This window comes from Rahnella sp. CG8, assembly GCF_023701875.1.
Lineage (GTDB): Bacteria > Pseudomonadota > Gammaproteobacteria > Enterobacterales > Enterobacteriaceae > Rahnella > Rahnella aceris.
In genome coordinates, this window is sequence record NZ_JABAED010000009.1 from 86,610 (window position 1) to 99,918 (window position 13,309).

The window sequence follows — 13,309 nt, forward strand, 5'->3', positions numbered from 1 at the left end:
TACACTTAATCTACATTTACCTGTCTGAAATTCAACCGTGCATGGACAGGCAGAGTTAGCTATCATGTGCGCCCATTTTTATGGCTGCGATTGATCAGGAGAAACAACGACATGTCCCGGAACTCGTCATCCAAAGAAATATGGTATGAGACGCTGCACGCCCATTTTGGCCAGTACTTCAGCGTCGATAAAGAGTTATACCGAGAGAAAACCGATCATCAGGATCTGGTGATTTTCGAGAACGCGGCGCTGGGTCGCGTCATGGCGCTCGACGGCGTGGTGCAAACCACCGAGCGTGATGAATTCATTTACCACGAAATGCTGACCCACGTCCCGTTGTTCGCCCACGGCAGTGCCCGCAAGGTGCTGATCATTGGTGGCGGCGACGGCGCAATGCTGCGCGAAGTGTCTCGCCACAAAGGCGTGGAGTCGATCACGATGGTGGAAATTGATGCCGGCGTGGTGGAGTTTTGCCGCCAGTATCTGCCCAACCATAATGCCGGTTCTTATGACGATCCGCGTTTCAAACTGGTGATCGACGACGGCGTGAACTTCGTTAATCAGACCACTGAAACCTTCGACGTGATCATCTCCGACTGCACCGATCCCATCGGTCCCGGAGAAAGCCTGTTTACGTCGGCATTCTACGAAGGTTGTGCCCGTTGCCTCAATCCGGGCGGCATTTTCGTGGCACAAAATGGCGTGTGCTTCCTCCAGCAGGATGAAGCGGTGAACAGCCACACCAAACTGAGCCACTATTTCAGTGATGTCAGTTTCTATCAGGCCGCGATCCCGACCTATTACGGCGGCATCATGACCTTTGCCTGGGCGACCAACAGCCCGGAATATCGCCAGATTGACAGCAAAACCTTGCAGGCGCGTTTCGACGCCGCAGACATAACTTGCCGTTATTACAATCCGGCGATTCATCACGGCAGCTTTGCCCTGCCGCAATATTTACTGAATGCCCTGTCAGCCGCACGCTGATACAGCATCCATAAGGGGGTGAACTAAATTGCAAAAGCTGAAACTGCATGGCTTCAACAACCTGACCAAAAGCCTGAGTTTTTGTATCTACGATATCTGCTACGCCAAAACCGCAGACGATCGTGATGGCTACATTGCCTACATTGACAAAGAATATAACGCCAACCGTTTGACGGAAATTCTCACCGAAACCTGCTCCATTATCGGTGCCAATATCCTCAACGTGGCGCGACAGGATTACGAACCACAGGGCGCCAGCGTGACGATTTTAGTGAGCGAAGAGCCGATGGACCCGCGTGATGTCGATACCACCGAGCATCCGGGCCCGTTGCCGAATTCCGTGGTCGCGCATCTGGATAAAAGCCATATCTGTGTGCATACCTATCCGGAAAGCCATCCCGAAGGCGGGCTGTGTACCTTCCGCGCTGACATTGAAGTCTCGACCTGTGGCGTGATTTCGCCGCTGAAAGCGCTGAACTATCTGATTCATCAGCTTGAATCCGACATCGTCACCATCGATTACCGTGTCCGGGGTTTCACCCGCGACGTGAACGGCGTTAAACACTACATCGACCATTCCATCAATTCGATTCAGAACTTCATGTCGCAGGATATGAAAGCGCTGTACAACATGATGGACGTCAACGTGTATCAGGAAAACATCTTCCATACCAAGATGTTACTGAAAGAGTTCGATCTCAAACATTACTTGTTTAATGCCAAACCGGATGAACTGAGCGCGCAAGAGCGTAAAGAAATCACCGATTTGCTCTACAAGGAAATGCAGGAAATCTATTACGGCCGCAATCTGCCGTCAGTCTGATCAGAGCTGAATAAAGGAAAGGCCGGGCATTTTTGAAATGTCCGGCCTTTCTTTTGTATAGACAAATTCTGATATTGAATATTCCCCCGCCTGAAACTCAATAAGCATTACTTAAGTAAAATATATTTACATGGATGAATACCCGCTATACTCCTTAAGACAAATTAATATCAAAACAGTCATTAAATCTTTATTTAAGCTAAATTTAACGATGAAGGATCTGTTATTTAAGCCAAATTAAAGAAATAATATACAGATATTAAGTCAAACAAAATTGTTATATAACCAATAATTTAGCTTATGGCAGATCAAAAGATCGCTTTTTTACTAAAAACAGATAAATAACTTTAATTATCCCCCTCCTGACATTAGCATCCCCTCATTGCTTACTAAGCAACCAGCTCCATCCACCCGTAAGTAGAAATAAAACATGAAAATGATTAAATTAAAGACCGTATCCAGCTTGCTGGTCGCGAGTTCTTTATTGGTTTCCGGGGTTTCCCGGGCCGGGGAAAGTTTGTTGAGCAGCAATACCGAAGGGATGCGGCACTATGTGAGTTATGGTGCCGAATATTACAAGTGGGACGAATCCGTCAGTAATATGGACGGTAAATATGTTGCTGAACATGGCCCGCGCCTGCGCGTTAATTTCGGATCCAATAACTATCTCGATACCCAAAGCGGCTTATTAAAAGCCTGGGACATGAGCGTGATGTTCGGGATCGTCCGTTATAAAGGCAGTACGCTGGACGATCAGGCCAACGTGCCGAACGGCTCGCTGAAGGGCAAAACCTATTACACCGGCTACAGCGCGGACATGACCCGTGGCTACCGTTACCGGGCATCCGACAGTGTGTCTTTCGATATGAAAGGCGCTGTCGGCGGCCAGGCGTGGGTGCGAAATATCCGCTCTGACGATGTGTATATTGCCTCACAAAACACCACCCGGCAGTACACCGCCGTTGAAGTGTCTTTGCAGCCTTACGCCAAAGCGTCACTGGGGGCGAACTGGCAAATGACCGCAGATTCACGTCTGAGTCTGGAAGGCGGTGCGCTGTATCCGATTAAAACCTGGACGCACAGCAATCAGGGAGGGGTCTGGCTGGAGCCGAAATCCAGGCTTTCGCCATTTACCAGCCTGACCTGGAATATCAACAAAGATGTTTTTGTGAAAGCCAGTTATGTGCATCAGAAATACGGCAAGTCGGACGAGAAACAGGGTGATCTGAACGGACGCACCGTTGGCTATTATCAGCCCGCGACCACCACTTCCACCGTGGGTCTGGAAGCCGGTTTCTACTTCTGATGATTTCAGACAATAAGCGCCTCTCAAGCGGATTGTTCCGGTGTAAATAACCGGAACAATCGCTTATCTTAAAAGTCTCCTTTTCCTGAGGCTTACCTTTCTTATGGATCGTTTTGCAACACTGTCTGGCGTTCTCGCCATTTTATTGTGGAGCATGAGCGTGGCGCTCACCCGCAGTTTGTCCGAATCTCTGGGGCCTTTTGGTGCGGCCGCCTCTATTTATACTGTCAGCGGAATTTTAGTCTGGATGGTCGGCGGCAAACCGTCTCTGCGTGGTGAATCTGCTGCATATCTGATCATCTGCGGTCTGCTATTTATCTTTTATATGGTGGCATTTTCACTGGCGATCGGTCTGGCGCATACCCGTCAGCAAACGCTGGAACTCGGGCTGGTGAATTATCTCTGGCCCAGTCTGACATTGCTGTTTGCGGTTCCGCTGCTGAAATTACGCGTTCGCTGGTGGATCTGGCCGGGCGCGGTGCTGGCATTTGCGGGAGTGCTGTGGGCAATCAGCGGCGGTCACGGGCTGGATATTCACCAGATGATGCGCAATGTGCGCGGCAACCCGGTGGCCTACGGTCTGGCGCTGGGCGCGGCCGTGTCGTGGGCACTGTATTCCAATCTGGTCCGCGTATTGTGTAAAGGCAAAGGCGTGCTGCCGTTGTTTCTGCTGGCAACCGGCGGCGTATTGTGGGCGCTTTACTTCACGTATTCCTCCAGCCGTATCAGCCTGACATTACCTGCCATTCTCGAATTACTGGCGATGGGCGCGGTGACCGCAGTGTCGTATCAGTGCTGGGATATTGCGATGAAAAAAGGCAATGCGACACTGGTGGCCGCGCTGTCATATTTCACGCCGCTGTCATCGATTCTGATTGCCGGATTGTGGCTGCATACGTTGCCGGGTGCCAGTTTCTGGCCGGGCGTGCTGATGGTGGTCGGCGGTTCGCTGCTGTGCTGGACCGCCTCGCGGGGCAAGTCACTCAGCGGTTAGTCATCACGAAAGAACGGTATTTGGCGAGGACTTGCAAAAAGTCCTCGACGCCGCAAAACGCCAGACTCTCCTCGTCGTAATAACTCATCCCTTCTTCAATCTCATCGCCGTCGAAATCCAGCTGATTGGCACGGATCATCACTTCATCGTCGGCTAACAGCAGCGTGTATTCATGGCCGGCCATCTGCGTCTGGCGTTCGCTGCCCTTCAGATCGCTCAATGCCGCTTCGACGTTATCGAGCACGCTCAGGTCGCCCTTCACTTCTTCATTCAGCCAGTGACCAAGCACTTCATGGCCCATTGAAAAACGCACTTTGACCTCACCGGTGATGTCGCGCAAAAAATCGTAATCCATGGTGCAGTCCTCTGAAAAAATCACAATAAAAAAGGGAGCCGAAGCTCCCTTTCAACACTGGCGCAAATATAGCGACTTAGACTGCGGTTTGGAAGATCACGCCGTCAGCTTTATCGGTATATTCACTCAGCTTGTCGAAGTTCAGATAACGGTAAGTATCCACTGCGGTCTTATCCACTTCCGCCATATAACCCAGATATTCTTCCGGCGTTGGCAGACGGCCCAGCAGTGAGGCGATCGCCGCCAGTTCCGCCGAAGCCAGATAGACGTTAGCGCCGTTGCCCAGACGGTTCGGGAAGTTACGGGTAGAGGTGGAAACGACGGTAGAGCCGTCCGCCACACGCGCCTGGTTACCCATGCACAGTGAACAGCCCGGAATCTCAACACGCGCACCGCTCTTACCAAAGACGCTGTAATAGCCCTCTTCCGTCAGCTGAGCCGCATCCATTTTGGTCGGTGGCGCAACCCATAAGCGGGTTGGCAACGCGCCTTTATGGCTGTCGAGCAGTTTACCCGCCGCACGGAAGTGACCGATGTTGGTCATGCACGAACCGATAAAGACTTCATCGATTTTGCTGTTCTGTACGGAAGACAGCAGACGCGCATCATCCGGATCGTTTGGCGCACAAAGAATTGGCTCTTTGATCTCGGCCAGATCGATTTCGATCACTGCCGCGTATTCAGCATCCGCATCGGCTTCGAGCAGGGTCGGATTCGCCAGCCACTCTTCCATGCCTTTGATACGACGCTCGATGGTACGACGATCGCCGTAACCTTCAGAGATCATCCACTTCAGCAGAACGATGTTAGAGCTGAGGTATTCTTTGATCGGCGCCTGATCCAGTTTGATCGTACAACCTGCCGCTGAACGTTCTGCGGACGCATCCGCCAGTTCAAACGCCTGTTCGACTTTCAGTTCCGGCAAGCCTTCGATTTCCAGAATACGGCCAGAGAAGAGGTTTTTCTTGCCCTTCTTCTCGACGGTCAGATGACCTTCTTTGATCGCGTAGTAAGGGATCGCATGCACCAGGTCACGCAAAGTGATGCCCGGTTGCATTTTGCCTTTGAAACGCACCAGAACGGATTCCGGCATATCAAGAGGCATCACGCCGGTCGCTGCCGCAAAGGCCACCAGACCGGAACCCGCCGGGAACGAAATCCCGATCGGGAAACGGGTATGGGAGTCACCGCCGGTGCCGACAGTGTCCGGCAGCAGCATACGGTTCAGCCAGGAGTGAATGATGCCATCGCCAGGGCGCAGTGAAACACCGCCACGGTTCATGATGAAATCAGGCAGCGTATGGTGGGTGGTCACGTCAACCGGCTTAGGATAAGCAGCGGTATGACAGAATGACTGCATCACCAGATCGGCAGAGAAGCCCAGACACGCGAGGTCTTTCAGTTCATCACGGGTCATCGGACCGGTGGTGTCCTGAGAACCCACGGACGTCATTTTGGGTTCGCAATATTCGTTCGGACGAACACCGGCAACGCCACAGGCGCGCCCCACCATTTTCTGCGCCAGCGAGAAACCTTTGTTGCTTGCAGCGACAGGTTTCGCAATGCGGAACACTTCGCTCTGCGGCAATTTCAGGGATTCACGGGCTTTGGTAGTTAAACCACGGCCGATGATCAATGGAATACGGCCGCCTGCGCGCACTTCGTCGAGCAGGACATCAGTTTTCAGTTCGAAAGTCGCGAGCACTTCGTCGGTTTCGTGATTCCGCACTTCACCTTTATACGGATAGATGTCGATAACATCGCCCATATTCAGGTTGGACACGTCCACTTCGATCGGTAAGGCACCGGCATCTTCCATGGTGTTGAAGAAGATTGGCGCGATTTTACCGCCGAGCACCACACCGCCGCCGCGTTTGTTTGGCACATGAGGAATGTCATCACCCATGAACCACAGCACGGAGTTAGTGGCCGATTTACGCGAAGAACCGGTACCGACAACGTCACCCACGTAAGCCAGCGGGAAACCTTTTTTGTTCAGTTCTTCGATTTGTTTGATCGGACCGACGCTGCCCGGTTGATCCGGATGAATGCCTTCGCGTTCATTTTTCAGCATTGCCAGCGCATGCAGAGGAATATCTGGACGGGACCAGGCATCCGGAGCTGGTGACAAATCATCGGTATTGGTTTCACCAGTCACTTTAAACACCGTGACGGTGATTTTCTCAGCCAGTTGCGGACGTGACAGATACCATTCGGCATCCGCCCATGACTGGAGGATTTTTTTCGCGTGTTCGTTGCCCGCATGTGCTTTTTCTTCCACATCGTAGAAGTTATCAAACATCAGCAGCGTGTGAGACAGCGCTTTCGCGGCAATGGGTGCCAGCGTTTCGTTATCCAGTGCGTCGATCAGCGGGTGAATGTTATAACCGCCCTGCATGGTGCCCAGCAGTTCAACGGCTTTTTCAGGAGTGACCAACGGAGAGGTAGTTTCGCCTTTGGCGACTGCAGCCAGGAATCCGGCTTTAACATAGGCGGCTTCGTCGACGCCCGGTGGAACACGGTTAATCAGCAGGTCTAACAGAGTGTCTTCTTCGCCTTGTGGCGGATTCTTCAGGGACTCAACCAACGCTGCCATCTGTGAAGCATCAAGTGGCTTAGGGACGATGCCCTCTGCAGCACGCTCGGCTACGTGCTTACGGTATTCTTCTAGCACGACTTTCTCCTCGCTCTCATTGTCATTTATTATGCCTGGCTTCCATCATCAGCCTCGCGTCATGCCTGTAGGGACAGGGGAATTCAAACGGTCTGATGACTCGGGGACACTGCGGGTATGATTGTTTCTTTGTCGGTTTACGACACATCCTGAACCTGAGCACAGTGCCCTTTAGCGCCCGGGCAGCATAGCAGGATTTTGCCCGCTTGTTAATTCGTTCACATAAAAGCAACATTAAATCTTTGCTGAATCGTTGAGCACAGACGGATCGGCTGTTCATCCCAATTCGCCTTCTAGATCATCACAACAACCCTGATCACACAAGGGAATAAACGGCGGGAAATGCAGAAAAAAGACACAAAAAAACCGCCCCAAAGGACAGCCGGTTTGTAGCTGGCAGGTCAGTGCTTCCTGAACAGAAAGTGAGTGAAAAGCAATCTTATAACCCCCGGACTCATCTTCGGATCGCAAAACACAACATTGGCAGGAAATACTTATTGCTCGGGAAAACAACTTCGCTATATGTTTTTGAATATTGATTTATTACTGATTACTCAGGAAGAAAATTACCGGTTTATTTAATACATGGAAAAAACGTTTAAATAACAGGGATCGTTAAATATGAAAAAAAACCTTCTGATGCTTATGCTCACGATGACATTCTCTTGCTTTGCGCATATCAATGAAGACATCGAATATAGCCGTGATAAGTACCTTTTAGCCTACAATAATCTCAACACTAAACTGGAGGAATGTATGGCAGAAATGAAATCCCGGCCTTTTATTACTTCAGCCGATATCGCAGATTATGACAAAAGAACGGTAAGCATCGCCGTTTTATACCTTGGCACCGCTCAAATCGATCAATGTGCCGGGAATGAACATCATCAGTTTATGATCAGGGCATTTGACTACTACGATGCACTAACAGAAGTTAGCGTCTACAGCCAACAAGTTAAAACACTTCATAATGATCTTTTTGCTCTTTTACCTGCCGGAAATATACGGTTAGAAAGAGAATATGAGAGCTTTCCCTTAAAAACCAGGACTGAGTTAGAAGCACGCTTAAAAAATAAAAACCTCAGATCCTACCCTTCATTCCAAAGCAGCCCGCAGTATGATTTTGATGATAAATAGCCGGAAACCGACACTCAGTGCGGACACGCCGGGAAGTCATCGTACATATCTGACTGTTTTATCTGAACAAACCTCACTTCAGGTCGTCTGCAAAGGCGACCTTTCTCAATAATAAATCATCGTAAACGTCGCCGTGCCATTCGCACTCCCGCTGCTGAGTGTTTGCCCGTTGAGATAGTAGCGGGCAAAAAAGGGAATACTCAGGCTTCCTTCGCTGGCCGAAGGGGTGATTGCCCATTGTTGTCCGAGGCTCACAGGCGAGGTATCGCCTTTCAGGATCTGAATCCCCACTCCTGATGCCTGCCCTTCCGCACCATTGCTGATTTTGATCACACCGGCGGCCAGCGAATCGTCAGCAGTGCCATCGATACGGATATTCACATTCGCCCCGGCATCACAATTGAGTTCGATGCTAAATGGGACATCGGGCGTGACGCCGCCAGCGGAGGCACTGGAAAAAAGCCCCGGCCAGACCGTGCCCAGAGAAACATTAATGGTGTTATTCAGCACATCGCAGCTTTCCGTTCTGATATTGATATTGCCTGTGTAGGAGAGCGTGTTGGCTCCCCCGCCCCCGAGGCCGGATTTGCCATACACACCCAGCCCGAAACGGGTCTGACTTTGCGCCAGTGCCGTATCCGAAATGTCATTGGCGGTTTTGACCAACGATAACGTGACAGCTATCTGATAGCTGAGGCTGCTGTCCAGGTTACCCAGCGATGTGTTGCGCGTATCGCAGCCTACACCACCGCCAACCACACGTTGTCCGCTGGAGTTAGTCAGGGCAATACCGATGCCCTCGACACCGGTAGAGTAAACGCCGGGGAAACCCGCGATTTCTGTACCGTTTCCGTAGTAACAGGCGATGATCGGGTCGCCGGAGAGTTCGTTGCTGCCGTTTGTACCGCAAGTACCGCTGATGCTGAAAGTATGCTGACTTCCGGGAATATCCGCCCCAACAGGCAAAGAGGATGTTACCGCAACCGAACTTAAATCCCAGGACTGCGGCATTACCGGTGCGGTAGAACAGGCTGCCCATAATTTGCCAGAAAACAGAGCCAGACAAACCAGCAGTATCATCATTTTCATAAATACCTCATCGACATACGCTGCTGGCCTGAGAGACCGCCGCTTTTTGCGCACCAGATAATGTAAACGGTGCTTCGCACTGTCCCCCTTGCCATGTCACTCTGACCGCGCCCTGATCCGACAAGCCACTGAGATACACCTGCCCCTGGTCGCCGACGATGGCGCGGTTTCGTTCGTCGCCCGCCACAAACGCCTCTGCGCCGAAGGGCACAGGCTGCCCGTTATAGGTAAGGTTGAGCAATAATCTGCTACCGGCCCGCGTGGTAAAGGACGCCATAACCACGGCACCGGCAGTAGGAACAACGGAAAGGATGTTGTCGTCAATATCGACGTTTTCGTCCAGTGATGTGGTATCCAGCGCCACACGGGTTCGCTTGTACGGGCTGAGATAATTCACCACCGCGTAGCCGCGCCAGTCGGTATACACGCCGGTATTATTTTGCAATTTCACGCCCGCCGCCCCCGGGGCGCGGACAATGGCAATGGCAGAGAGATCGCTGGCAAGAGGCTGCGCGAAAGTGACACCGAAGGGATGGCCCACAATGGCACCCTGCCATCCGTAATTGACCTGATGAGTGTCCTGATTGTAGTTGTAGCCCCCGCTGAGCTGCGCGGCGCTGCCCAGATAATTCAGGCTGGCGCTACCGCTGTTTCCCTGCCCGTGAGTGCCATAACCTTCACTGACGGCATAAGAGAGGTTGTTATCCTCAAGCAGCATGCCGTTGATACCGGTCTGATAAAGCGTCCGCCCGTGACTGGCGCTGTTCACGTTAGCCGTGGCCCAGGCGTTTGACAGCCAGCGACCCAGGGGGATACTGACATTAAAGGCGATCTGTTTATCGCTCTCAGTGCCGTAAGTACGGTTATCCGATACCGATAAGGCGTAATCGATACTGGCAATATTGACGTTGTAACTGATCCCCAGACTGCGCTGATTAATTTGCGACTGTCGGTAGTTTTGCTGATACCACGAAAGCGAAAGCGATCCCCACTGCCCGTTATTAATCATCTGGGTCAGGTTAAGGCGATACTGTTCCCGTGGCTGACCATAGTAATTTCCGTTGCTTTCGTCCTCACGCCAGTTACTGGCATCACTGAAATGATAAAAATCCCCGGCAAAGCGGATCCCTGCCAGCGACAGCGTTGAGCCTGTTGCAGTCACACTTTTGGCATATTGCAGCCGGTATGCCTGACCGCGTTCTGTGTGATTGTCTGTCAGTTCGCTGTTGGCCAGCGTGGTATCAAATGACAAGGATCCCCAATCCCCGACCATACTGCCGATACCGGCATTCGCCGCTTTATAGTTCTGCGCCAGCTGACTGCCGCCAAACAGCGTCACGCCATAACCCAGACCATAAATCAGTGATCCCTGAAGAAATTCAGGTTCATCACCCCCGGACTGATAGGTGCGGTATTTCCCCAGTGTCAGGGCATATTTCAACCGGCCTTCGCGCTGCATGATCGGGATAGCAGAAAATGTCTGGGTAAAATGTCGCTCTTCGCCATTACTTTCCCTGACCGTTATCTCCAGATCCCCGGAAGCGGAAGTCGGGTATAAGTCGTCGATGCTGAAAGCGCCGGGCGGCACATAGGTCTGGTAGATCACCATGCCGTTTTGCTTAATCGTCACCTGCGCGTTGCTTCGGGCAATACCGCGGATCACGGGGGCGAAGCCGCGTAAGCTGTCAGGCAACATATTGTCATCGGAAGACAACTGCACGCCGCGAAAGGTAAAACTGTCAAAAATATCCGCAGGTGTCGTGCTTTCTCCCGCGATAAATTGCCCTTTGAGCACCGGCACATCGCGCTGGAGAAAGCTGTACGCCGAATCCCAGTCCTGCTGCGATTGCCCGTCAATGTTGCGGCTGTAACGCCAGGTGCTGTAGTTGCGCAGCCGCCAGCCGCCCCAGTTGGCACCACTTCTCAGGCTCAGAAACTGGCTCTGATCACTGCCGCCTGAATTTTGCCAGGTACGGGCACCGCTGAGGTTGTAATTAAGCAGTAAGGCCGGCGTTCCCTCATCCCATAACTCCGGGCTGACCGCGCCCCTTGCCAGCGTGTCGAGCAATCCCTGAGGGATGGTGATCAGGAGTTTCTGGCGGGAAAAGTCAAACTGGCTCACAACACCGGGCATCAGCGGCGTGAAATCCTCAACCGGCTTTTGTACAGGCCAGTCGCGTAATGCCGGAATGCTGCGGGTTCTGAGTCCCAGATTTTGCCATTGTGCCGGAGTAAAAAGCGGGGAGAGTGTCAGATCCCTCAAGGCGATAAACGTCACATCCTGCCGCCCTTTCGGCACATTGTTCACCAGCACATCCACGCGGTAAACACCCGGCGTCTGCCCGCCAGCCCGGGAAAATTGCGATATATCCACCGGCGCGCCCGGATGTTCTATTTCCAGTGCCTGAACGTTAAAACGGTCATCCGCGCGTGTTTCAGATGTTCCCAAAGCGATTCCCGCCAGAAGCCATGACCGCAAAAGGGAAGATGAAAGATGCGTAACGACATGATTTTTATTCATAACATGCCTCAGCGCATCCGGTTTTTTTCCACTGAACTGGTACCGCCATAATCATTGACGACCTGCCAGCTGACCTCGCCAGTGACCGCTCCCTGAGGCCAGGGATAACGGGCTTCCCCAAAGGGCGGAACCATGGTGTTACCTGTTGCCACACGGTTGCTGCCAAGGTTTAACCTGAAAAATGTGAAGTAATAAGGTGTCGGATTGGTCACCCGCAGCGTTGAGTCCTGACGGGAGAACTGCAACTGCCGCCAGGCGCTTTGCGCGGCGGGGGCGAGCAACGCTGCGGGCCGGTAAAAAAGCTTCAGGCGCGTCTTCACCACGATTTGCAATAAACCGGCGGGGGCATTTTCAGGCAAACGGGGGATGGATTTGATATTCAGCCAGAACAGGGATTCGCGATCTTCAGGCAGCACGCCGCCTGTACGGATAATTCGCAGACTGTTATCTTGACCGGCATTCAGCCGAAATAAAGGGGGAGTCACGATAAAAGGCGCAGGAACGGAGGATTTTTGTGTCCCGTCAGGTCCGTTATTATCCACCCATGACTGGATCAGAAAGGGCTCTGACTGTGCACCCTGATTACTGACGGTCAGCGAGGTTTCTTTTTTATTACCCGGATATATCACCCGCGTGGCTTCTGTAATCACACCCGCATAAACCGGAGGCACCGGAAAGAGAATAAATAACATCCCTGATAAAATAATAAAAAGACGCCGCATATATTCCTCTCATATTTCCGTCAATAAAAAAAAGACATCCGCGTCTGAAGCTCTGGCATCCCTGCCAGTTTAAAGAGATTATTTGTTGATTATTATTATTGATAATTAATGGTGAACTGAGAGGTCCCATTTGCTGCGCCTTCGCCTACGGTTGCCCCGGTACTTTTGTAGCGGGCGATAAAGTTCATATCCACCCCTTCGGCGGTCGCATCAATGGGATAAAAACGTGAGGCCGTGTAAAGAGGAATTGGTGTCCCCTGACTATCCGCAATTTCAATGCCTATACCGGTTGCGCCACCGCTAACTTCCAGCAGCTGATTATCCACTGCATCGGCGGTACCATCAAATTTGACGGCCGCAGCGGTGAAGGTTGTCGGGCAGTTGGTGAGTGAAATCGTGAACGCGGTCGGCGAAGAAGTATCACCGGCTGCCGTAAATGAGGTCGCGGCGACAGTGCCTAAATCCACATTAATGGAGGCATTACTTCCGCCATTCACATCACATGTCGTGGCAACAATTTGTCCGATGAAATTAATGGTGCCATCGGCTGCCTGTACGACGGTCTGACTGAAACACAAAACCGTACCAAGAAGTAAAATAAAAGAATTACGCTTATTCATGGAATAATACCTGAGATTAAAATTGAATAAATCCCACCAGATTCATTTATCAAAGCTGGCGATATATATTCACTTTAAACA

At 51.7% G+C, this 13,309-nt stretch carries 11 protein-coding genes; 5 read left to right on the top strand and 6 right to left on the bottom strand.

From position 1 onward, the window contains the following. The first annotated feature begins 111 nt into the window (after window positions 1-111). The 4 genes from speE (at window position 112) to yddG (ending at window position 4,110) form a co-directional block, all read left to right on the top strand. Window positions 112-987, top strand: a complete 876-nt coding sequence (speE, locus tag HGO41_RS10815; RefSeq protein WP_013576968.1) for a polyamine aminopropyltransferase — start codon at window positions 112-114, stop codon at window positions 985-987. A 28-nt stretch (window positions 988-1,015) separates the two neighbouring features. Continuing rightward, window positions 1,016-1,810, top strand: a complete 795-nt coding sequence (gene speD, locus HGO41_RS10820; RefSeq protein ID WP_250981023.1) for an adenosylmethionine decarboxylase — start codon at window positions 1,016-1,018, stop codon at window positions 1,808-1,810. A gap of 430 nt (window positions 1,811-2,240) precedes the next feature. Next, a complete protein-coding gene (locus HGO41_RS10825) occupies window positions 2,241-3,116 on the top strand; it encodes a hypothetical protein (protein WP_015690452.1) in 876 nt (291 codons plus the stop codon). Window positions 3,117-3,219: 103 nt separating this feature from the next. After that, the gene (gene yddG / locus HGO41_RS10830) at window positions 3,220-4,110 is read left to right on the top strand and encodes an aromatic amino acid DMT transporter YddG (RefSeq protein WP_013576971.1); all 891 of its coding nucleotides are present in this window, start codon (window positions 3,220-3,222) and stop codon (window positions 4,108-4,110) included. Here yddG and yacL read toward each other — a convergent pair. Further along, window positions 4,100-4,465: a protein YacL gene (yacL, locus tag HGO41_RS10835; RefSeq protein WP_013576972.1), complete on the bottom strand. Its 366-nt coding sequence runs from the start codon at window positions 4,463-4,465 to the stop codon at window positions 4,100-4,102. The two genes, yddG and yacL, sit on opposite strands and share 11 nt — an antisense overlap. 76 nt (window positions 4,466-4,541) lie before the next feature. Beyond that, the gene (gene acnB / locus HGO41_RS10840) at window positions 4,542-7,139 is read right to left on the bottom strand and encodes a bifunctional aconitate hydratase 2/2-methylisocitrate dehydratase (RefSeq protein WP_013576973.1); all 2,598 of its coding nucleotides are present in this window, start codon (window positions 7,137-7,139) and stop codon (window positions 4,542-4,544) included. 621 nt (window positions 7,140-7,760) lie between these two features. On the opposite strand from acnB, the gene HGO41_RS10845 reads away from it, so the two are divergent. Next, window positions 7,761-8,276, top strand: a complete 516-nt coding sequence (locus HGO41_RS10845; protein ID WP_013576974.1) for a hypothetical protein — start codon at window positions 7,761-7,763, stop codon at window positions 8,274-8,276. Between the two features lie 105 nt (window positions 8,277-8,381). Here the strand turns inward: HGO41_RS10845 and HGO41_RS10850 are convergent, their stop codons facing one another. The 4 genes from HGO41_RS10850 to HGO41_RS10865 form a co-directional block, all read right to left on the bottom strand. Continuing rightward, on the bottom strand, window positions 8,382-9,365 hold the full coding sequence (locus HGO41_RS10850) for a fimbrial protein (RefSeq protein ID WP_232829687.1): 984 nt from the start codon (window positions 9,363-9,365) through the stop codon (window positions 8,382-8,384). Between the two features lie 7 nt (window positions 9,366-9,372). After that, window positions 9,373-11,814 carry a fimbria/pilus outer membrane usher protein gene (locus HGO41_RS10855; RefSeq protein ID WP_250981024.1) on the bottom strand — a complete coding sequence of 814 codons (2,442 nt, stop codon included), beginning with the start codon at window positions 11,812-11,814 and terminating at the stop codon, window positions 9,373-9,375. 80 nt (window positions 11,815-11,894) lie between these two features. Next, on the bottom strand, window positions 11,895-12,608 hold the full coding sequence (locus HGO41_RS10860) for a fimbrial biogenesis chaperone (RefSeq protein WP_112150981.1): 714 nt from the start codon (window positions 12,606-12,608) through the stop codon (window positions 11,895-11,897). Window positions 12,609-12,703: 95 nt separating this feature from the next. Continuing rightward, a complete protein-coding gene (locus HGO41_RS10865) occupies window positions 12,704-13,228 on the bottom strand; it encodes a fimbrial protein (protein WP_112197882.1) in 525 nt (174 codons plus the stop codon). Window positions 13,229-13,309: the final 81 nt, after the last annotated feature.